Annotated in this window: 16 protein-coding genes; 8 read left to right on the forward strand and 8 right to left on the reverse strand. The window is 39.2% G+C overall.

Annotation, left to right across the window (positions count from 1 at the left end):
- The first annotated feature begins 220 nt into the window (after window positions 1-220).
- From SACI_RS08450 to SACI_RS08460, 3 genes are all read left to right on the forward strand, one after another.
- Window positions 221-1,147 (forward strand): fumarylacetoacetate hydrolase family protein, encoded by a 927-nt coding sequence (locus SACI_RS08450; protein WP_176586696.1) that lies wholly within the window; start codon window positions 221-223, stop codon window positions 1,145-1,147.
- A gap of 212 nt (window positions 1,148-1,359) precedes the next feature.
- Window positions 1,360-1,896 (forward strand): class I SAM-dependent methyltransferase, encoded by a 537-nt coding sequence (locus SACI_RS08455; protein ID WP_011278576.1) that lies wholly within the window; start codon window positions 1,360-1,362, stop codon window positions 1,894-1,896.
- Window positions 1,897-2,061: 165 nt separating this feature from the next.
- A complete protein-coding gene (locus SACI_RS08460) occupies window positions 2,062-4,047 on the forward strand; it encodes an alkaline phosphatase family protein (RefSeq protein ID WP_011278577.1) in 1,986 nt (661 codons plus the stop codon).
- A gap of 74 nt (window positions 4,048-4,121) precedes the next feature.
- Here SACI_RS08460 and SACI_RS08465 read toward each other — a convergent pair whose 3' ends face one another.
- Both SACI_RS08465 and SACI_RS08470 read right to left on the reverse strand, forming a co-directional pair.
- Window positions 4,122-4,817 (reverse strand): Phenylacetic acid catabolic protein, encoded by a 696-nt coding sequence (locus SACI_RS08465; RefSeq protein WP_011278578.1) that lies wholly within the window; start codon window positions 4,815-4,817, stop codon window positions 4,122-4,124.
- A 9-nt stretch (window positions 4,818-4,826) separates the two neighbouring features.
- Entirely contained in the window at window positions 4,827-5,597 is a 771-nt protein-coding gene (locus tag SACI_RS08470) for a 1,2-phenylacetyl-CoA epoxidase subunit PaaC (protein WP_011278579.1), read from the reverse strand.
- Between the two features lie 162 nt (window positions 5,598-5,759).
- Here SACI_RS08470 and SACI_RS08475 point away from each other — a divergent pair, with 162 nt between their 5' ends.
- Entirely contained in the window at window positions 5,760-6,563 is an 804-nt protein-coding gene (locus SACI_RS08475; RefSeq protein WP_011278580.1) for an enoyl-CoA hydratase/isomerase family protein, read from the forward strand.
- Between the two features lie 185 nt (window positions 6,564-6,748).
- Here SACI_RS08475 and SACI_RS08480 read toward each other — a convergent pair whose 3' ends face one another.
- On the reverse strand, window positions 6,749-8,035 hold the full coding sequence (locus tag SACI_RS08480) for an ATP-binding protein (protein WP_011278581.1): 1,287 nt from the start codon (window positions 8,033-8,035) through the stop codon (window positions 6,749-6,751).
- A gap of 382 nt (window positions 8,036-8,417) precedes the next feature.
- Between SACI_RS08480 and SACI_RS08485 the strand changes: the two genes are divergently transcribed.
- On the forward strand, window positions 8,418-9,998 hold the full coding sequence (locus SACI_RS08485) for a benzoate-CoA ligase family protein (protein WP_011278582.1): 1,581 nt from the start codon (window positions 8,418-8,420) through the stop codon (window positions 9,996-9,998).
- A 254-nt stretch (window positions 9,999-10,252) separates the two neighbouring features.
- Window positions 10,253-11,041 carry a transcriptional regulator PaaX gene (locus SACI_RS08490; protein ID WP_011278583.1) on the forward strand — a complete coding sequence of 263 codons (789 nt, stop codon included), beginning with the start codon at window positions 10,253-10,255 and terminating at the stop codon, window positions 11,039-11,041.
- Window positions 11,042-11,260: 219 nt separating this feature from the next.
- Here the strand turns inward: SACI_RS08490 and SACI_RS08495 are convergent, their stop codons facing one another.
- Window positions 11,261-11,614: a hypothetical protein gene (locus tag SACI_RS08495; RefSeq protein WP_011278584.1), complete on the reverse strand. Its 354-nt coding sequence runs from the start codon at window positions 11,612-11,614 to the stop codon at window positions 11,261-11,263.
- Between the two features lies 1 nt (window position 11,615).
- Window positions 11,616-14,069, reverse strand: a complete 2,454-nt coding sequence (locus SACI_RS08500; RefSeq protein ID WP_011278585.1) for a penicillin acylase family protein — start codon at window positions 14,067-14,069, stop codon at window positions 11,616-11,618.
- A gap of 463 nt (window positions 14,070-14,532) precedes the next feature.
- On the opposite strand from SACI_RS08500, the gene SACI_RS08505 reads away from it, so the two are divergent.
- Together SACI_RS08505 and SACI_RS08510 are read left to right on the forward strand one after the other, a co-directional pair.
- Complete coding sequence (locus tag SACI_RS08505) at window positions 14,533-16,209, forward strand: acyl-CoA dehydrogenase family protein (RefSeq protein WP_230937941.1); 1,677 nt, start codon at window positions 14,533-14,535, stop codon at window positions 16,207-16,209.
- A complete protein-coding gene (locus tag SACI_RS08510) occupies window positions 16,202-17,743 on the forward strand; it encodes a long-chain fatty acid--CoA ligase (RefSeq protein ID WP_011278587.1) in 1,542 nt (513 codons plus the stop codon). Before SACI_RS08505 ends, SACI_RS08510 begins: the two co-directional genes overlap by 8 nt.
- A gap of 37 nt (window positions 17,744-17,780) precedes the next feature.
- On the opposite strand, the gene SACI_RS08515 is transcribed toward SACI_RS08510, so the two are convergent.
- The 3 genes from SACI_RS08515 to SACI_RS08525 all read right to left on the reverse strand — a co-directional run bounded on the left by SACI_RS08515 (window position 17,781) and on the right by SACI_RS08525 (window position 21,507).
- Window positions 17,781-18,386, reverse strand: coding sequence for a pyroglutamyl-peptidase I (locus tag SACI_RS08515; RefSeq protein ID WP_011278588.1), 606 nt, complete (start codon window positions 18,384-18,386; stop codon window positions 17,781-17,783).
- 290 nt (window positions 18,387-18,676) lie between these two features.
- The gene (locus tag SACI_RS08520; protein ID WP_011278589.1) at window positions 18,677-19,879 is read right to left on the reverse strand and encodes a metal-dependent hydrolase family protein; all 1,203 of its coding nucleotides are present in this window, start codon (window positions 19,877-19,879) and stop codon (window positions 18,677-18,679) included.
- Window positions 19,880-20,028: 149 nt separating this feature from the next.
- Window positions 20,029-21,507, reverse strand: a complete 1,479-nt coding sequence (locus SACI_RS08525) for an MFS transporter (protein ID WP_011278590.1) — start codon at window positions 21,505-21,507, stop codon at window positions 20,029-20,031.
- Window positions 21,508-21,782: the final 275 nt, after the last annotated feature.

Below are 21,782 nucleotides of genomic sequence, written 5' to 3' on the forward strand. Positions count from 1 at the left end.
GATATATCTCCATACCTTTTAAATGTCTTTCATGAGAGGCTATACAGCCCTTTATTAAGAAGGGAAATCATTAGCAAGTATATGAGACAAATAAGTTTAAGTCATTTATTACTTTTTTTCATTTGTCACGTTATTTGAGGGGTTTAACAAAGTTTGATAGGTAAAAAGGCTTGTAGTGTGGGATTAATAAGTTTTATAACAAACTATATGAGAATATCATATTATGAAGTTACTTCAGTTCTCACCAAACTTAGGTGAGCAGAAAAGGATTGGAGTGTACCATGAAGGAAAAGTCGTAGACTTGGTGAAGGCTTATGAGATGGTTTACGATGCTACACCTCCAAACTGGTTTTTCAACATGAGAGATCTAATAGAAGGAGGAGAGGGTTCATTATACCTCGTAAGAAGGGTCTTAGACGATTTTAACAAGTTGGACAGTGTTATAAAAAGAAGTGCTGAGTTAGACCCTGAAAACATCATATATTATCCTCCAGTAACTGACCCTGAGAAAATATTTTTGTTAGCGGTGAATTACAGGGCTCATGGTCAGGAGACGAATAATAACCCTCCAAAGGAACCATATATCTTCACAAAATTCAACAACACTTTAATTGGGCACAATCAACCTGTACTATTTCCTAGGGCATCAAATAAGGTAGACTATGAGATAGAGTTAGCTGTGATAATGGGTAAAAGGGCTAAGTATGTGAACTCATCAAAAGCATTAGATTACGTCTTTGGCTACACTATATTTAACGATATCAGTTTTAGAGATAAGCAGTTCCCCCCTGAAATACCCTACGGTATGAGATGGGTACATGGCAAAGGTTTAGACACTGCTGCACCTATGGGACCATGGATAGTAACTAAGGACGAAATAGACAACATTAACAACCTGAGACTTAAATTAAGGGTCAATGGCGAAATAAGACAAGACGCTTACGCTGAGGACATGATATTTAAGGTAGAGCAGATAATAGAGTACTTATCTAATGGAATAACCCTTAAGCCAGGAGATGTGATATCTACAGGTACTCCATCTGGAGTAGCACTAGCAACAGGGAAATATTTGAAGCCAGGAGACGTCATGGAAGCTGAAATAAGTAAAATCGGAGTACTCAGGAATAACCTTATAGAAGAAAAATAGGAAGAAAGTCTATTTTTAACTCTCCTCATTTACATAACACTGAATTCACCGAGCTAGGGACAACTAAATATCACGAGAGAAAAAACTAGAAACGTAAAGGCGGTTGAACAAGTATAACGAAAATTAAATCCATGCTCCTTTCAACGGTACATATTCAGTTTATTTCAAAAGCACTCACAAATCTTTATAACGGTACTTACAAATGTAATCGTATGAAGAACGTAGAAGACAGAAAAATAAGTCCATTTATACTTTCTTTACCATTAAGGAGGTTAATTGAAAGTGAAGACGATTTCATAGATTACGTTAAACCAGGTATGGTAGTTCTGGACCATGGTTGTGGTCCAGGTTACTATACATTTTCCTTGGCTAGAAAGGTTGGTAATAAAGGGTTAGTTTATGCTTTAGATTCTGATGAAAGGCAAATAAGGATTCTATCCAGCAAACTGGAGAGAGAAGGGATAACAAATGTGAAAACCTTCGTGTCAAGAGACCTTTCTCCAATACCATCAAACTCCATTGATTTTGTCCTTTCCAAGGACGTATTATGCTGTACTGTTTTGCATAAAGAGTTGGCTGATGAAATAAAGAGAGTTTTAAAGCCTGGCGGTTTAGCGTTTGTTTCAATTCGGAAGGGATTCGGTCCTGACCCCAGGAATATAAGCGCCAAAGAGTTATTCTCGTTATTTCCTGACAGTGTAAAAAGGTATCAAGGTCTATTGTCCGCATGGGTGTTATATAAGAAATAATCTTTTGTATCTACAGAGTCCGAGATGTACTGAGCAAAGCACATGGTTAGTTACTTGATGATGCACTACATTCACCGGACTCTTGAATCTCCTCCTCAGTCATGTTGAAATAAAATTATCGAAGCAAGTATAAATTAATAGACGAAGTTAATATAATTATTATTAATGAAATATACTATTCTTGTGTTTGTCTTCCTACTTATAGCTTTACTCCTTATTTCAAACATATCCTATGCTGAAAGCGAAACCAGGACTCCAATTAAACATGTGATAATAATCTTCATGGAGAATCACAGCTTTGACAACTTCTTTGGAGTTTATCCAACTGGAGGAGTAAATGAAAGTTTGAGCAATGAGTTAACAAAACCCAATAATTTACTGGGATTACCTGTTCTAAGCCAGCTTAAGCCTGTCCCTAACGGCACTTATGTTACAGTGGACCCCAACGAAGGGTATATCCCGTATCACCAGGACTGGAACGGGGGAAAGATGGATGGCTTTCTTCAAGGTTCAGGTCCACAAGGTCTCACTTACTACACAGTGTCACAGTTAGCTCCACTGTGGGATTTAACAGAGGAATATGGATTGGCAGACAATTACTTCTCTCCTGTGATGTCAGAGAGTGCACCCAATCACCTTTACCTCTACACAGCTTATTCACCAGTTATAGATGACTATGGTCCTCCTCCTTACATACCGTTTAATGAGACAATATTTGCTGAATTAAGCCAATATGGAGTAAGCTGGGGATATTACATCTTTAACGCCTCTGATTGGGGTCAATCTGACTTAAAGTACTTCAGCGGAGTAAAGGACTACCTTAACCACGTGGGCAGTTGGTCTACCTTCATAGACCAATTAAATAACGGTACTCTCCCATCAGTATCATGGATTTTACCAAGTCCGACGACAGATATGGGTCCTCCTGCAAATGTGCTACAAGGTGAAATGTGGTTACTCTACATCGTTAATGCAGTAATGAGGAGCCCTGAGTGGAATAGTACCGCCATATTTATAACCTTCGATGAGGCAGGAGGTTATTATGACCACGTACCTCCTCCTGTATTTCAAGGGCAACAGTTAGGTGAGAGAGTTCCTTTAATAGTTATATCACCTTACAGTAAGGAAGATTACGTCTCAAATACACTCTTAACCCACGCTAGTTTAATAGCCTTCATAGACTATAATTGGGGTTTACCAGCTCTTAACAAGTTTGTATTAAACAGTTATCTCCCTCTCGATTTCTTCAATTTCACTCAACCTCCAAGACCTCCAATAAACATGTCAGGTTTTCCAATTCCCTCCTCACCTTATTTTACATTCAATAATAGCGTTATACAGGAGTACAGTAATTTGGGTAAACTATTTCCTCTCCCACCACAAATACCATTTAATAAACTTGGTTATCAACGTTCAGGATCTACTAACCTCACTTTAGCCTCTATATCTTCGAAAGTTTACATAAGCAATGATGTGAGTTTCACTCCCCTATTCTTGACCCCTCAATTCTTATTATTAATTGGAAGTGTACAGTTGTTAGCGGTGATTGTCTCACAGAAGTATTCACTGAGAGAGTCAAGTAAGGTGATTAGAATGGTGGAGCAACTAGCCATATGTATTCTCGGTTTTCTATTAATCTCAAGCGTGGGAGGATCCATTCTAGATTTCATTGGTGTCATTGACTACGGAGGTTATGTGGGTGAATCCATACCAATTCTAGAGGGAGTAATCATAGGTATACTCGTCCTTAGTGTTGTAGGTTACCTTCTGAGTAAATTTATCAGGAGTTCTTGGATACCCATCTTGCTTACTGTGGTACTACCTATAATAGACTACGTGATTTTCTATCTGGAAGCTAGCCAAATCTACGTATTTGGCGACACACTGTTAGGATTTGGCGCATTTCTTTCAGCCTCTCCTTCAATACTTATTTCCTTCTTGGTCTCAAGGGAATTCAGCAAAAGAAAGTGGGTGTTAATCCCTGTTTTAGTAATCCTTTCATCTCTAACAACAGTTGTAATAGCGAACGAATACATAGCACTAGGACAGCCAGGAATTTCCACTCTCTTATTGCCAATAACCTTAATTGCTGTTCCCTTTACTGCTGTCTTTAGTCTGATCAAGGTAATTAAAGTGAAGGTAGCAAAGTAATTTGGCTAGAATTAAGCGAAGTTGAAGTAGAGGAAGAAGTTGTTTTTTCCTCACTCACTCTAATTTTTTCAATTTTAATTACGTGTATATTTTTTCACAGCAACCGAATCTAAGCCAATTTTCACTAGTTTTTCATTTAATTTACTTACTAAACTACTTTCGCTCTCCTCTGTAAGCCAGTTGTTTACTCTGAGAGAGAATAACTTATCCAGTCTCAGTTTCCTCATATGTTCATAGACGTCGTTTAGTCTAGGTAGCCAGAAGTTTAGTGCTCCCTGTATCTTATTTCTGTTCTCTCTTGAAAGTCTGATTATCTCGTTCTCGCTAAACATAGTGTGGTACTCGTCATCCTTTACTATACTTTTTGCCAACTTACTTAATGGTTCGTATTCACAATCCATAAGTGAATTCATCAGAATTACGTTGTAGCTGTCAATTACGAAAACAAACGCCACGGCGTCCTCCCATGTAAATAAGGGCAAATTGAAGGGCTCTAACCTATGTAATCCAAGCCTCAGTTCTTGTAGCTCTTTAACCTTATCCTTTTCACCAAAGTCCTCGATCATACGAGACATCTGCCATGCGTGATTCAGCTCATCTGCGACAAACCTAGCAGTGAATAGTCTGGAGTCCACAGTTGGGGAGTTAACTAGCCATGGAGATGTTTGCTCCACAATAGCTAGTTTAGAATCGGCGATCACAAAAATTAGATCTAAGAGCTCCGTCTTCAGCTCCTCATCTTTTATATCGCTGGGAGTTTTGATTGTCATTATATGTCCCTAAAGAACTCTCCTGTTCTTGTAGGGATCAGGTAATTCTAAACCGAGAGGCGATACTAGTTCCTCTACGTCTTTCATATACATCTTTCTCATCTCCTCATTACTCCACTTCTTTAAGCCGTATTTGTAAGCTAACTCAATAGTTCTAGATCTGGAATGCCCAAACATGTCTAAGCCCCTAGGGTACCATTTATTAATTAACTTTTGGGCTATGTCCCTCTTTCCGCTCTCTACGAGCCTCTTTATTCCAGTGTAGCCAAAGTTTATGTGAAACTCCTCCTCCATCAGCATTGTTGGTATTATCCTTGAGAGGGGACCAAAACTTGAATCTTCAAAAGCCATTAATTGGTAAAGACCGACCCTGTCAATTAAGAACGTGAAGGCTATTGTATCCTCCCATAAGTTGAAAGGCATGTTAAAGGCGTCTAACCTGTGCTTACCCATCCTAGTGGCTAGGAGTTCCTCCGCGATTCTTTTCCCCGGTTCGCCAAACTCCTTGAGCACTTGTATGATCTGCCATCCGTGTCTCATTTCGTCTGCCATAATTCTTGCTATGGTAACCCTTTCGGTGAGACTAGGGGCGTGAAATAGCCAATATAGGTGTTGTTCAATTGAGGCAAATTCAGTATCCCCTTGGACACTCAATAATTTTAATAGAACCTCCACAGCCTCCTGTGGCAACTCGTAAACTGACTCAAACTTCCTAATACCTGTGAAGTCGCCCCAGTTAATAACCCTCTTTGGTTTCTTATACTCCCACTTTGTTACCATGTTATAACTTTCACATTTTGCGTATATAACGCTTTCTATACGTGTTACGTTTTTAGCGAAAATCTTGTAATTTTTGAGATTTATGAATAATTTCTATACGTTTATTTTACGCGCATTAAACATAACATAAAATATATAAATAAGGAATTACAGTCATCTATCATGGGTCTGTCAGAGTTATCACCAAAGTTCTTCAAGATAGAAGTGGAAGACGGAGTAGGTATAGTGAAGCTAAATAGACCTCCAGCAAACGCTCATAATCTGGAAATGCTAAGAGAGCTTGATAACATAATAGTGGAGTCGAGGTTTGATGACAATGTAAAGGTTATAGTGATAACCAGCAATACTCCTAGATTTTTCTCTGCTGGGTTCGATATAAACGAGATAAAGGACAAATCCCCTGAGTACATTGGTCTATCCAGCCAGTACAGTAAGGAAGTTATGCTTAGGATGATGTCTACGAGGAAGCTGATAATAGCCTCTATAAACGGACATTGTATGGGTGGTGGATTGGAACTAGCAATGGCTTGCGATATAAGGTTCATTGCCAATGACGATAACATTAAATTAGGTATGCCAGAGGTCTCTAACCTTGCTCTTATCCCAGGGGAAGGAGGAACACAATTTTTAGCTAGGATAGTAGGTAGGTCTAAGGCGATATATCTTATGACTACAGGCAAGACTCTTACTCCAAAGGAAGCCTATGAGTTGGGACTTGTTGAGCGACTCGTGGAACCAGAGAAGTTGTATACAGAAACCATGGACTTTGCAAGGAAGGTTGCTAGTGGTCCTGCTAAGGCAGTGGGATTTGCGAAGTTGGCTGTTAATGAAGGTTTAGATATACCTCTGTACACTGCTTTTGCACTAGAGAGAGAAATGCAGAATCAGGCGTTAGCCTCAGAAGATGCCAAGGAGGGTGCAAGGGCATTCTTTGAAAAGAGGAAACCAGTGTTCAGGGGCAAATAGTTAAAGTTATTTTAACATTATATTGATCTTAGCTTCCAAAACAACTCCACTCCACACTTGAGGGACAACAAATGTCAACACATTTTAAGTTAGTTGAGGAAGTCCGTTTTATGGCTAAACAAGTCTATAACTGTTCTCTTTCCTCTTTTTGTTGAAGCTCTCTAACGTTCATCGCTATCGGAAGTTTAAAAAATCTCGTAAAACACTCTTTCTGAAGATATCAGGTATAAAAAGATGGATATGGGCATTATTACCTTGTTGTCTTTCATCCCTATTTCATCGAGACTTAATATGTACCCCTCACTTAACCTTAAGTCGTTATAGTTTGCACTCCCATACTTCACCTCCACTCCCACATTTCTTACCACAAAGTCAACTTCCTTACCGCTCTTAGTGAAAGTATATCCAACTTCACGTCCGTACTCTCTAGCCAAATGTTCACCTACTATTCCCTCAACGACTCTGGGCAACTCCTCCCTACTGATATCACCGATTCCTCTGGTATACATTTTCATAACCCTGTATATAAAGGGGTCAATAAAGTAAACCTTCTTAAAGGATTTATTGTTAAAGTGTCCGTTCTCGATTTTCCTGAACACTCTGAAAGTGAATAAATTTTCACCCAGCTCAAGGTAGCTCTTAACCGTATTGTGTGAACCTATTGAGGTCTTTTTTGCTATGGTGTTTTCGGAGATTCTGCTACCAAGAGAGTCAATTATCTCCCCTATAATATCAATAAATATTCTCTCGTCCCTGCCTAATTTCGCTAAATCGCTTAATGTTGCATCCTTATAGACACTATATAACTCTAATGGGTTATCGATTAAGTTTGTGGCTAGAAAGCCTCCTCTTTCAACGTATCTTAATAACGCAGTATTTAACTCCTGTAAGTATGGTAATAAGTCTTTAGCCTTCTCATAACTTTCCTTAAGGTTGAACAGGTTTATCCTGTCTACGTTGATCTTATTTTGGAAGAATACGTTGAAATAAGTCCTAAAGTCAAGTGGGTAAAAGACTAATTTCTTTAGTGGTCTTCCTGGTAGTGTCTCCTTCATTAAGTACATTGACGTAGATCCAGTAACGTAAACTATTGAGTCTCTAAAGTATCCAGCATTAAATAAGTGTAGAAGCCCAACATTCCAGTCCTTTACAAAGGTTATCTCGTCAAGGAAGATGTAACCATTGTTGGGATTAATTAAATTCCTGTACTCATGTATTAGCTCTATTAGGTCTTCCATGTCCCTCATAGAATCGCATGAGAAGAAAAGGGCTTTTTTAGGATTAGCCTCGCTCTCTAGAACCTCCATTATGGTAGTCTTCAGAAAGGTCGTCTTGCCTACCTGCCTGGGACCCAGTAACAGAATGTTCTCTCGGATGGGAGGTATTCTATAAGGGGAATTAGCTACCTTTCTCACTGTTTCGTCCTCATAAATTTTGCTCTTATCACTCCACCAAGGGTTTTGAAAGACCATTCGTGATATGAGTGACACATTGTTAATGTATTGACAAGTTTAATATAAACTTTGTCATTGGTTGACAACTTTAAGGTAAAACTTGTCATAAGAGTGACAAGTTTAGGAAATCTAATCAGTTTATATAAACCATCTTACTAACGCATTACTCCATGTCTGAAGAAAGGAGTTAATGATCTCCCCAAGACCAGTAGTTCTTGTTTTGATCATTTAGATAAAAAGTTCCTGCTCTACGAATCTGTGGACCCATGTTAATCCTCAAAACTCCTCCTGATTGGGGTCATTGTAACAGTAGTTTGATATATACGACAATTTTACGTATAACAATTTTAGAATAAAATACTTAAATACTGAATTATAAAAAATATATTTAGGAAATAGCATGAGCAGTAAGTATGGGGACATTTTAAATGTAACAGATGCTATTTTCTCGAAAAGGAGTAATGAGCTAGGGAGACCTGCTATATACTACAAAGACGAGATATGGACCTATAGGAGGTTGATAGACGAAATAAATAGAGTAGGTAATGCATTGAAGAAGTTCTTAGAGAGAGAACAGAGACTCCTCATGATTTCTTATGACTCGCCATACTTCATATCAGTGTTTTATGGCGCAATGAAAATAGGAGCCTTCCCAATTCCAGTTAATACATTTACAATACCCGATGACCACATATTCTACTTGGAGGACAGTAAAGCTAAAGTCCTAGTCGTAGAGCCTGAAATTTGGGACAGGCTAGCCAGTAAATTAAACGGTAGAACTGAGGAGTTGAAGTATGTCATGATATTGCCCGGAGGACATAGGGAACAGTTACATATTTCCCCTCACCCAGCTAAGGTTATGCTGTATGAGGATATAGTCCCCCACGAATCCACTGACTTAAATCCAGCAAAGACGTCCCCTGACGAACCTGCATTTGGACTATACACTTCAGGGAGCACAGGGCATCCCAAGTGTGCTGTCCATCTCCACAAGGACATAATAGTTGTTTTAAATACATACGTTAAGAACGTTCTGAAAATTAATGAAAATGATAAGCTCTTTAGCGCGTCAAAGCTCTTCTTCGCATATGGGCTAGGTAACTCCTCTTATTTTGCCTTCGGAAATGGTGCATCAGTGGTCTTAATGCCTGAGAGAGTAGAACCAAAGAGAGTCCTTCATTATATCCAGACATATAAACCCACAATATTCTTCGCAGTTCCGACAATTTACAACTCTCTACTTAACGTGGAGGAGTGGAAAAAATATGATTTAAGCTCAATAAGGCTTTGCGTATCAGCAGGAGAGCCATTACCTGGAAAAATTTATGAAGAGTGGAAGAAGAGGTATGTTGTTGAGATCTTAGACGGAATAGGTTCAACGGAAGCTCTTCACATATACATATCGAACTTTCCTGGAGAATCAAGACCTAACTGCACGGGAAAAGTAGTCCCTGGCTATGAGGTTAAAATAGTTGACGAAAATGGTAACCAGGTTAAGGCTGGGGAAATAGGTGACTTGTATGTGAAAGGTGACAGTGTAGCCATGTATTATTTACACAAGTATGAGGACACCAGAAAAAACATGCAAGGTTATTGGTTTAGAAGTGGAGACAAATTTTACTTTGACGATAATGGATATTTGTACTATATCGGGAGGTCTGACGACATGATCAAAGCAGGGGGTATGTGGATTTCCCCCATTGAGGTGGAGTCAGTTATACTCACCCATGAAGCAGTGCTAGAGGCAGCAGTTGTGGGAATAAAGGATGAGGTGGGATTGACTAAGGTGGTCGCTTTTGTTGTACCTAAGCAGGGATATGAGGCTAATGAAAAATTAGAGGAGGGAATAAAGGAGTATTTGAAGGGCAAACTTCCTTCGTATAAAATACCAAAACAGATTAGGTTTGTTAATGAATTACCTAAGACAGCTACAGGAAAGATTCAACGTTATAAGTTCAGAACCGGTGAAGTGAAATCTTAAGTATTATTGTCCAACCACTAGGAGATGTATGTTAACATGTTGTTACTGAATATTATGACTAAAAATTTAAATTTTTACTTATCTTTGTGAAGAATGTGATATTATGAAGGTTTCAAATATTTCTGACGTATTTATATTCACACATAATTTTACACAAGATTGTGTATTATGTCGTCTTTCTAAATCAAAAATAAAAAGTATGACATTCGAGGGAGAGATATCTAAATTAATTTCTGTTGCATTAAGTGAGTAATATGAAGTTTCAAACGCTGTTCTTCACGATTTATGGAGACTACATTATAAACTACGGAAATAGCATAACTGTGAGGAGTTTGATAAAGATAATGAGAGAGTTCGGTTTCACAGAGGGGGCAATAAGGGCAGGTCTATTCCGTTTAAGGCAAAAGGGACTGGTGGACATGATTGACAGGAGGAGGTGTAGTTTATCCGAAGCTGGGTTATATAGGTTACAGGAAGGTATGAAAAGAGTCTACGAGAAGAGGAACGGAGAGTGGGACGGAAAATGGAGAATAGTAGTTTACAATATACCTGAGTCAAATAGGAGTGTCAGAGACGAGATGAGAAAAACCTTAAAGTGGTTGGGCTTTGGATACCTGGCTCAATCGACATGGATATCGCCAAACCCAGTTGAGGAGAGCCTAACTAAATTCATTAATGAATTAAAAGATAGTAGAACCAATGTTGACATATTCTTCTTTATTTCGGACTTTGTTGGAAATCCCCTTGAGATAGTAAGGAAGTGTTGGGATCTGAAAGAGGTCGAGGAGAAATATAAGGAGTTTGTGAACCAATGGGGCAAAGTTATGGAGAACATATCTTCTCTGAAACCAAATGAGGCATTCATAACCAGAATTAGATTGGTTCATGAATACAGGAAATTTTTACACATTGATCCAAACTTACCTAAAGATCTACTACCGCCAAATTGGGTAGGTTACGAGGCATATGAGCTATTTCAAAAACTGAGGAATAAGCTCTCAACATTGTCTGACCAGTTCTTTAAGTCGGTATATGAACCTTGAACGATTAAATCACGGATTTTTGTTATCGAGTCTTCTTCTATTATCACAAAGAATAAGCATTATCCCCTTAAATTAAGTTAACAGTGCCTAAAACCACGGAGTTTTTGAGACCCTTAATTTAAGTTAAAGTATACACACTCAGTTATATTCTCTTCAAGTAATCAAAAAAACTAGAGCGAGATTTCAGGTAAATTAAGATCTAAGTGAAAAAAGATTAATTTACTTGTTTGAGGTGGAGGGTTTTTTAATTATTAAATTCACTATTAACGCTGTCAGTAACGATATTATGCCATAGATCAATGGGTAAAGCAATACCACTACAACCCCATTCAATCCTAAAATTCCACCAACTTTATCTGCCAATTGAAGAACGTTCCCTAGGGGATATAAAAGGTAAAGCGAAAGTGAGGCTATAAACCCTACTAGGAACCCTGAGATAGCTGAGTATTTTCTACTCAGTAATCCCAAAGGAATACCAACTAGTATGGCAGTAAATGGGTAAAGTACAAACAGTTCAAAGATGTAAGCTAGAATAATGGACACAACTATGTAAATTATTGATCTAGTCTTCATTTCAATCAGCCTCCAATGTTATGTTAGCGATAGTAGTGTAACCATACCCGGAGTATGATACATACCTAAAGTTTAGCCAAAGTGGTAGTTGGTTTTGGCTGTACTGATTGAATATTCCCTCTGATGGTCCTCCTGGGAATATCCCGTAGAACAGTGAGGAGTTAATGCATGCGACAAATCTAAGTGAGGACCCTACAGTAACATATGGTAGTGGAACAGTCGGTACGTATGGGGTTGAACCCACTGCCAAAGTGTGAGGGTCTCCAAATATGGGTATTGGACCTATGGATAACTGACTTAACTGTAATGGATCATAGATCTCAAGGAAGTGTACTTTACCCCAGTTCCAGCCACTTACATTAGTTCCTAACTCTTGTTGGAGCAGTGAGATAGCTTTGGCAAAGGCATTTTGAACAAGGCTATTGAAATTACCGTTAACCCATATTGATGTAGGATCATTTAGAGCAATATAGATAAGGTCAGGGACAACATAAGGTATACCGGAGATGCCTATAATTCCTAGACCATAGTTGTCAAGTATCCTAGCCATACTCATGTTTACCATTTCTGCCACTATATACGTATATATTGTGGGTGCGACCTCTCCCTGGTAGAATGTATAGTTCCATGATTTAAGGTATTGTACTGCTTGAGCCTCAATTGTCGTATTCCCGTTACCTATGGCTTTAAGTAGAAGAGGTGTGAGCTGAGAAGCCCAATAATCCGTCACATTTGACTGTAATGACATCATATCGCTCACGTCCACAGACTTCTGGTACTTAAGATAATGATATATGTCCTCTGCTCTTCCTCCAGAACTCCAATAACCACCTATAAATGGATAAGGATAATTTATCCAGGCAGTTGGCTGATTTGGAGCGAAGGCATAACCTCTTGACGGGTCAAACACTTGGGGTAAGTACTTGAACGGAACATAACCTACTGGTTCAAACTTACTGGTGGTACCGTTTAGGGGTGTTCTTGCACCAATGACTAAGACGGTCTTCCCGTTGGGTAAGGTCTCGTTTATAAGGGGATAAGAGCCAGCCACAATGTAGCCCGCATGGTTTCTGCTTATCATTGCTATGTTCTGCGGTGGTATTACCCAGTACTTAGCAGCATTTATTAAGTCGTTGAAGGAAGTGGAGTTGTCTAGCAGAAGTATTGCAATAACAGTAAGTATTGGTTCTTTCATAGCAGTCCAATAAAGGCTTATCCCGTAATTTCCTTCTCTTGCAACTAATGGTCCGTTATTAGTGTAATAAACGGTATAGGTCTTTCCCATAAGTGTGTAGTTATATTCCTGCATCGGATACCATTTACCGTCAAAGTAATAGTAAGTCCCATTAACCCTTTCCACATAGGCATTAGACGAGCTCCCCTCTGGAGTTGTCAACCCCCACACAGTGTAAGGTGTATGCCCTATAAGTACTCCAGGGATTCCAACTAGTCCCCAACCTGTAACATTAAATCCTCCCCCAACTAGTTGTAAGGGTATCCACACTGAAGGGTAAAGTAATGGTAAATGTGGATCATTGGCTAATATAGGTCCTTGAGATGAGAAGTTAGATGTAATTACCCATGAGTTGCTTGCCAGAATAGGTGCAGTGAAATCAACGTAAGGGTCTGAGATGTTTAGTAGAGCATATTTCATTAAGGGCACTAGACTTATCAGCTGTTGTTTAGTTAAGCCTGTTGCCCATGACTGATACCAGTCCAGTGACCATAGATATGACGGAGATATCCCCTGACTTGTGAGATTGTAACCGTTAACAGTCCCATCACCAGGCATCACTGTGAGATTACCATCAATGAAGTGCGGATAGTAAGGATTTATCTCGTTGACCTCTGAGAAGTTGAAATATGCGTAGAGGAGGGCAGATGCTAGTTCGTCCGAAAAACCTGAGGTTAAACTCCATGCCATGTATTCTCCGAACGCCAGCGAATATATCGGTGCCCAGTTATACGGCTTAACCCCTAAAAACTTAAACTCGAGTGGTAAATTCCTGTAACTCAGAGTGCTAATGTAATCATTGACCCCCTCAGAGAAGTCTACGAGGTAAGAGTAAACGGTAGGATAATTTTCCCTTATATAGTTGGTGCTCATATTAGCGTTCTGAGGTATACCAATTAAGTGCATGGCAATGTCTGAGCTCAGTCCCCTACTACCTACCCATGAGCTCAGGTTTCCCATGGCAAGTAGACCGAAAAACTCCATCTGAAAGAGTCTCTGGCTCGCCTCGTAATAACCCTCTGCCAGGAGAAGGTCATGAAGGTTATCAGCGTAAATGTGGGCAATACCATTGTTGTCCACATATATATTAACGTTACCCTGAAGCCCATTAATATGGGTTACGTAAGTTAATTCCTTAGTGTTTCCTGTTGTAACCCAGACTCCTAAGTAAGGGTTCAAAATCGCAAGGGGTAGAGTGAACAGAGATACTAGTATTAACACAACTACTAAAATGCCTGCAAATACGTAATTCCTAATACTAATTTTACATCACCTCCTAAAACTGTCCAGTGGGTGTTGAAGTTCTGATATGGTTAAGGAGAGTATTTATCGCGTATTTATCTCCTAGTTGCACAATCGTCGAGGGAGATAATTTAGAATGGTGGTCTGTCCCACATACGCTCCCTGTTGATCCCAAGATTGTTGTATCTTTTTCAACGTCTCGGTTTCTTAAGGACAAACTCAGAAGTGGTTTGTTTTTCTTCATAATGATCTAATTTATAGATATATTTAACTAATTAAATATCTGCAGCTAATAACTGACTTTTCACTTCTTGTTAACTAGACAAATTGGGATTAAAAATTTTAATTATCTTTACATAAGGAAACTTGAAGACAATCTTGAATTTATAAAATAAATTTCAAATATAGGAAAATTTAATATTCAAAAAGTACATTATGTATAATGATGTCTGAGGACTCATGGAAAAACGTTTATTCATACCTCTCTAACTCTTACGGCAAAAACCACTTCACTATTGATAAACCATTTCAACAACTTTTGAAGTACTTTAGAGGGGCTGTCCCCGATCTGACACCATTAGGTGAATTTGCTGGAGGGGAGTTACTGGAAATTTCAGATTATATAGATAAAGGGGCTCACCCTAAACACATCATGTGGAGTATAGACGGACAAAGAGTTGATGAGGTCTGGATTTCACCTATGCAAAGGTTAGTTCTAGAGAGATTGTTAAAAGAGTACCACGTTAATGCCTATCCGTATAAGGGAGGGGATTGGTTCCAGCACTTTGCATCAATATACCTAATCTCAGATCCCGGAATAGCGTGTATCCTGACTGTGACAAATCAAACAGCTTATACCCTATACAAGTACGGAGACGCTTATCAGAGAACACTTGTAGACGGAATGATCGGTGAAAACGATAAGATACTCTTTGGTGCAACATGGTTTACAGAAGTTCAGGGAGGAAGTGATTTAGGTGCTAACCTCGTTGAGGCTTATAAAGATGGGAATACTTGGAAATTAAACGGAATCACCAAGTATTTCGCCAGTGATGCAGGGTTAGCTCATTACGCTTTAGTTACAGCCAGACCTAAGGGAGCTCCATCAGGAGCAAAAGGGTTAGGTCTCTTCTTAGCCCCTAAATTAGATTCCTCAGGGAGAAGGAACTTTTTGATCAGGAGATTAAAGGAAAAAAGTGCTACTATCAGTGTTCCTACTGGAGAGGTAGAGTTTCATGGTTCTGAAGCCCAACCTATAGGAGAGTTAAATCAGGGAATATACTACACAGTCGAGACCTTAACTGTGTCCAGAATAGCTAATGCATTTGGAGCTCTGGGATTAGCCAGGAAAGCGTATCTTGAGGCTTACTACTACGCACAAAAGAGGAAAGCATTTGGAAAACCCTTAATTGAACATCCGTTAGTACGTAGAGACCTATTAGATATGGAAGTTTACATTGAGGGTACTATGGCACTTGCTCTGAAGTCAGTTAGTGAATTTCAGAAGTCGTGGATGTCGACTCCACCCTATAATGAAAATTACAATTACGCCAGGTTGTTGACTCACATAGCCAAGAATATGACTGCTGATATGTCAGCTTACGTCACCAAAATGGCTATGGAGCTTCATGGCGGTATAGGGTTTCTGAGGGAGTTTCCCATAGAACGACTTCATAGGGAGGCTCTGATTACACCCATATGGGAGGGACCAAGTAATATTCAAGCTTTAGACATGCTTGAAGCATTGGTTAAAAAGAAAGCTCATTTGACACTTATAAAGGATATGGAGAATTTAGTAAATCAGTTGAAGGAGGATAGAGACCTTGGTGATCTAGCATTAAGGAGTATTAATGAGTCCCTTTCAGGGATTTTGGGCATGCAGATTCAGGACGCCCAGTATTATGCGAAAGACCTACTGAATACCCTAGGTAATGCGGTTGCAACTGTTCTACTCCTTCATGCGGGGGAGAGTTTAGGATCCAGTAGGTTAAGGACAGTTGGCAAACTCTACGCTACGCGGTTCTTGGAGGGAAAAGTGTACCCGATTGAGGATCTCAGAGGTGGAGATGTAGTATTTATGATAGACGAAGTAGAGTTGAAGGCTGAGACAAATGGGTAATTATTTCACTGTTTTTGAACTCTTGAAAAGAGCGAAAGATCTGACACCTAATGTCGAGATCGTGTATGGTGACAATATATATACGTACAAGGAAGTTTATGAGAGGGTAGTGAAGCTTGCTAATTCTCTCCATAATCTTGGCATAAAGAAGGGGACAACAATAGGTGTTGCAGACTGGAACACCAACAGATTTGTGGAGTTACTCTATGCTTCAGCTCTGTTAGGCTGTGTAATTTACCCAGTTAACATTAGACTACCTCCTGAGCAAATAATCTGGACAATTAAATTCGCCAACGTGGAATGGTTGTTCATAAGCCGTGACTTTGAGGCGTTATCTAAGGTGTTTGATTCCTCTAAAGTTGTTTATCTAGATGGTAATAACGGTCAAATAAGTTATGAAGACCTCATTTCTAAGGGTGCTATGGAAAAGGTAAATTATGATGTTAAGGGAGGAGACCCTTACTCCATTCTGTTTACCTCAGGTACTACAGGTAAGCCGAAGGCTGTGATGTATACACACGAGAAGGTAATTCATGGTGCATTAAGTATAGTCCATCAGCTTGGTCTTTACAACTCTCCTGCAAAACTCTCCTCTAATGACGTCATAATGCCATTTATCCCATTCTATCACTTGTGGTCGTGGGGTTCTGCATTTATAGCCTCTTACCTTGGAGCTAAATACGTCTTGACCGGTAAGTTTGACCCAAAAACCGCTATACAACTAATCAAAAGGGAAAATGCTACGTGGATAAATGCAGTCCCCACAATGATACAGATGATATTATCTTCAGGAGAACAGTTGCCTGGAGTTAAAGCGCTTATAGGTGGACAGGCTATTCCCTATAATGTTGCTAAATCCATATCCGATGCAGGGTTAAAGTTCTCAACGATCTACGGAGGCACTGATATGTTGGCAATATCCATTTCAATTATACCAGGTAAGTTCCAAGTCAATGATGATATAGATTATTTACGCACAACTACCCATCCAGTCCCCTTTGTTGAGGTAAAGGTTATTAAACCAGATGGGACTGAGGCTAGTTACAACGAGATTGGTGAGTTATATGTTAGGGCTCCCTGGTTACCAGGTTCATACTACAATAATCCCGAAGAGACTCAGAGAGCGTATGACGAGAATGGCTGGTTCAAAACAGGTGATTTAGCAATAATAACAGAGGAAGGGGGTCTAAGGATAGTCGACAGATTAAAGGACGTGATAAAGAGCGGTGGTGAGTGGATCCCCAGTAGCGTATTGGAGTCCATCATTTCGGAGATCCCTGCAGTCGAACAGGTTGCAGTATTAGGATATCCAGACCAGAAATGGGGAGAAAGACCTATGGCAGTAGTGAAACTGAAGCCAGGTCAAAGGACTGATCAAAAAGAGATTTTAGAATATCTTAGAGATGCAGTGAATAAGGGCAGGATAAATAAGTGGTGGCTACCTGATAAGATAGTGTTTGTTGATAATATGCCATTGACTAGCACAGGAAAGATAAATAAACTCGCCTTAAGGAAGGATGTGGGAATAGGTTAAAGTGGGATAGACATTTGTTAAATTCCTGACATTCACCTCAATTTTTTAAGTAGAACTGTATGGCTAGATTAATAGCCTCTTGCATTTTATCTAAGCTCATAAACGCCATATCTCTTTTGGACTCTATTGCACACTTCTCATGGCACGGTATATGTATAAACCCTCCCCTAGCGCCAATTCCTTTAGCCTCCCTGAGTACGAGGAACATAGTCATATTACAGATATACGATCCAGCACTGAGGCTTATCTCTGAGGGAATGTTCTTAGATTTCAGGTATTCAACTAATTCTTCTACAGGCAAATTAGAAAATATCCCGTCAGGCTCATTCATGTCAATTCTTTGTCCCTTATATGTGACTCCCATGTTATCAGGTATCCTGGAGTACTTATAATTTATAGCAATTTTCTCAGGAGTGATCTTAGTTCTTCCAGGTGCCAATCCTATACCTAAAATTAGGTTTGGCTGGTAACGTCTTATACTCTGGGTCACCATTTCTTCAAGCTTATCGTATACAACAGGTAGTATTACTCCTATTATCTTATGCCCCTCAATTACATTACCGTTCAAATTTCTTACAATTATTTCAGATGGATTTTCACTATATTCAGAAAATGGTTCGAACCCAAATAACAAAACTGTCATACTAAAATTTTTAATTTTCTGATTAAAATTTTTAATTCAATTTTAGACATAGGTTGCTTTTGCAGTGAGGGGGAGAATGAGAGGAGTTTAGAGCCTTTGACAAAAGGTAAATGCAACTTTGTACTATATTACCCTCTCTCCTCACAATCCGTATTTAGGTCTACATCGTCGAAGACATATCACAAAACTAAAAACCCTTAATTCATCTCAGTTAACTAAATCATTTCTAATAAAGCGTATATCCTGACGATCCTAATCTTAAATACTAAATTTTCCACTAAACCAAAATATTATTCCTCACTGTAGTTTCCATAGCCTCTATATATTTTACCGTCCTTGACCACATACATTATATGAGATGGGGATAATTCCTCTAAACTGGCTAATGGGTCTCCCCTTACCGCAATTAGATCTGCCTTGAAACCAGCTCTTATATACCCCACATTCCTTAACCCTAAACATTCACTGGCTACACTTGTCGAAGCTCTAAGTGCATCTATATTGCTCATGTACCTAGAGAGTAGCACAGCCTCTATGTAGTTCTGACCATGGGGTCTCTTCTTGGAGCCAACATAATCAGTACCTGTGGCTATCTTTAACCCGTGTTCAACAGCTATCTTCATGTCCTCATTAAAGTGTCTCCTTATCATTTCCTCTCTATACATCTTAGCCTCTGGATTTACTGATTCAAAGGGTATCTGATAAGTAGCTAATGTCGGTATATAACATATGCCTCTTTCCTTAATCATCTGAGCAGTCTCCTCATCTAAACCTAAACCGTGTTCTATTGTATCTACTCCAGCCATAATTGAGTTCATTAACGCCTCCTTTCCATATGCATGAGAAGCTACTAATAGACCAGCCCTATGGGACTCCTCCACTATAGCCTTTAATTCATCTAAAGCAAAACCAGGTAATATTCTGCCTCCCTGAGAGAATGCACCTGAAGAGTAGACTTTTATCACAGTTGCCCCCTGTCTTATTGCCTTTCTAACTGCTTTCCTACATTCGTACGGTGAATCACAGTAAAAGGAGTACGAGATTGACTGTGCGAAGTCCAGGGGAAGTTCCTTAGGGTCATCATTACCGCCTGTTATTGCCAATGAGTATCCTGAAGCAATAACCCTTGGTCCTATTATCTCTCCTCTCCTTTGCAATCTGTCAAGTCTTACCGCTACCTTGCTTCCCAGATCCCTCACAGTAGTAAAACCTGATCTCAAAAGCGTTTCCATGTCTCTAGTGCTCCTTATTGCTACATCTATCTCATTTACTATATTCCAGGAGAGTACATTATCCTCTTCCACTCCAAAGAAGTGTAGATGAGCATCGATTAGCCCCGGCATTATCAAGTCAGCGTAGATTGTTTTTGAGCTTGCCCTACTGTTCTCCTCACCTTCAATTACATCCACTATCTTGTCATCCTCTACTACTACAGTCCCCTTAGGGATAACTCTCTCTCCATCAAATATTTTACCAATTAAGGTTAATTTCATGACTAAATAAATTACTTAAAGGTTTATAGCATTAAGTGAAGGAAAGTTGTCATTATTGGCTTCTCCTGTCAGTAATGTATTATTTAAAAGTTTGAGAAAGAAAAATAAGAAAAATACTAGATATTCGTTATAGAACATATTCAACTCTACTAAGGAGATATCTCGTCTAGTCTTTTATTTGCCGTCTTATGTCCAGACGATATAGCAATTAATGTTGATATGAGTTGAAATACTCCTATTATCACAAACACTTCAACAGCTAAACCAGTTGTCACTCCAGAGGACAGGAGAGAGCTTATGAAAGAGGCTATTATTATCAACCCTATCCCTCCTCCCACATGTCCTATCCCATCGCATAACGCAAACCCTGTACTCCTAGCCCTTGTTGGAAAACTCTCGGCAGTCCACGCATATGATATTGGTACCCACAGATTAAATCCATAGAATAGTATTATTGACCCTATAAACGATACGACCACATTTGTGCCTGCTAGTGCTATTAAAAGCCCTCCTAAGAAGGTGAAGATTACAGAGATCGCAGTCCATACTTTCCTCTCCAGTCTATCTCCAACAGCGAAAGTAGTCAAGGGGACTAGTATAAACCCAATACTCCCCATTGCAGCTATTATACCTGCTTCTGGTGGTGGGTAACCAAGAGAGGCTAAAACAGATGTAAGCCCAGCTGCTAGTGTGTAGACTGTCATGTAACCAAACAACCACATTGTAAATAGGATTACAAAACGTTTTACGTACTGGGAGTTTGAGAAGATTGTTTTTAAAGTATCAGCATATGAGAGCATTTCAGATAAATAGGGAGTTATAACCTTCGGAAGGGAAGGTAATTGTTTGAGTTTCTTCGTAGCTTTATCCTCCATCATGTTTACAATCTTCTCTGCCTCACTTATCCTATTACGGGAAATCAGCCACCTAGGTGATTCAGGTAAACTGAACCTTAATAATAGTCCTACCAAAGCGAGTAGCGCACCAATACCATACATTACTCTCCAACCATTTACGGCAAAGAAGCCAGATAAGCCTAATGCGAATGGAAGACCTAATGGAAACGGAGCAGGAGGGGTCGTCAATAATAATCCTAACCATATACCCAACGTGGCACCTAGGGTTGAGAACAAAAACACTAGACTTGTGTATTTCGCTCTACCGTTAGTGGGCGCAACTTCTCCTATGTATGTATTGACTATTGCTAGATCTGCGCCGACACCGATGCCTGTTATGGTTCTAGCCATTACGAAGTTAAGGTAATCATTCACAAATGTGTTATAAAGACTACCTAAACCTGTGATAATCATTGTTATCATCAACATTCTCCTTCTGCCTATGATATCCGAAACAGGTGATAATACTAATGAACCTATTACATAACCTATCAAATTCAATAAAACTGCTGGTCCCAGAAGAAGAGGGATCTGTGGCGATGACGGACTTGAGACATGAAATATGGTCACGGCTGTTTGTATGAATGATACGTTTATGTCAAAAATGTCATAAAAGGTGAAGAGGAAGCCTATTCCCAGTATTCCTATGAATATGTAAGATAGACCCCATATTGGAATCCTATCCATTCTGGCAATAATCTCTCCTGCTTTTATTTCCGCTTTCTCAGACATATCTGGTATTATTTGACGTGAATTATTATATTCATTATAAAACTAGTTTAATATAATAGATTAAGTATATTTTGAGTCCAAAAAGTAAAGTCAAGTCCGTAGTAACATATATCTAGACCTAAGTACACGTTGGTCTTTCTCGTTAACTGAAAGTTAATCCCTCCATGACATTGGTTCATAAAAACATTTTATGTGTGTTTCATAGAAAATTTAGACTAATTATACTGTCCAGTCGCAAATGGAGAGATCTGACCAAGTAAGGGTGAGGTATAGAA

Source organism: Sulfolobus acidocaldarius DSM 639 (assembly GCF_000012285.1).
GTDB lineage: Archaea > Thermoproteota > Thermoprotei_A > Sulfolobales > Sulfolobaceae > Sulfolobus > Sulfolobus acidocaldarius.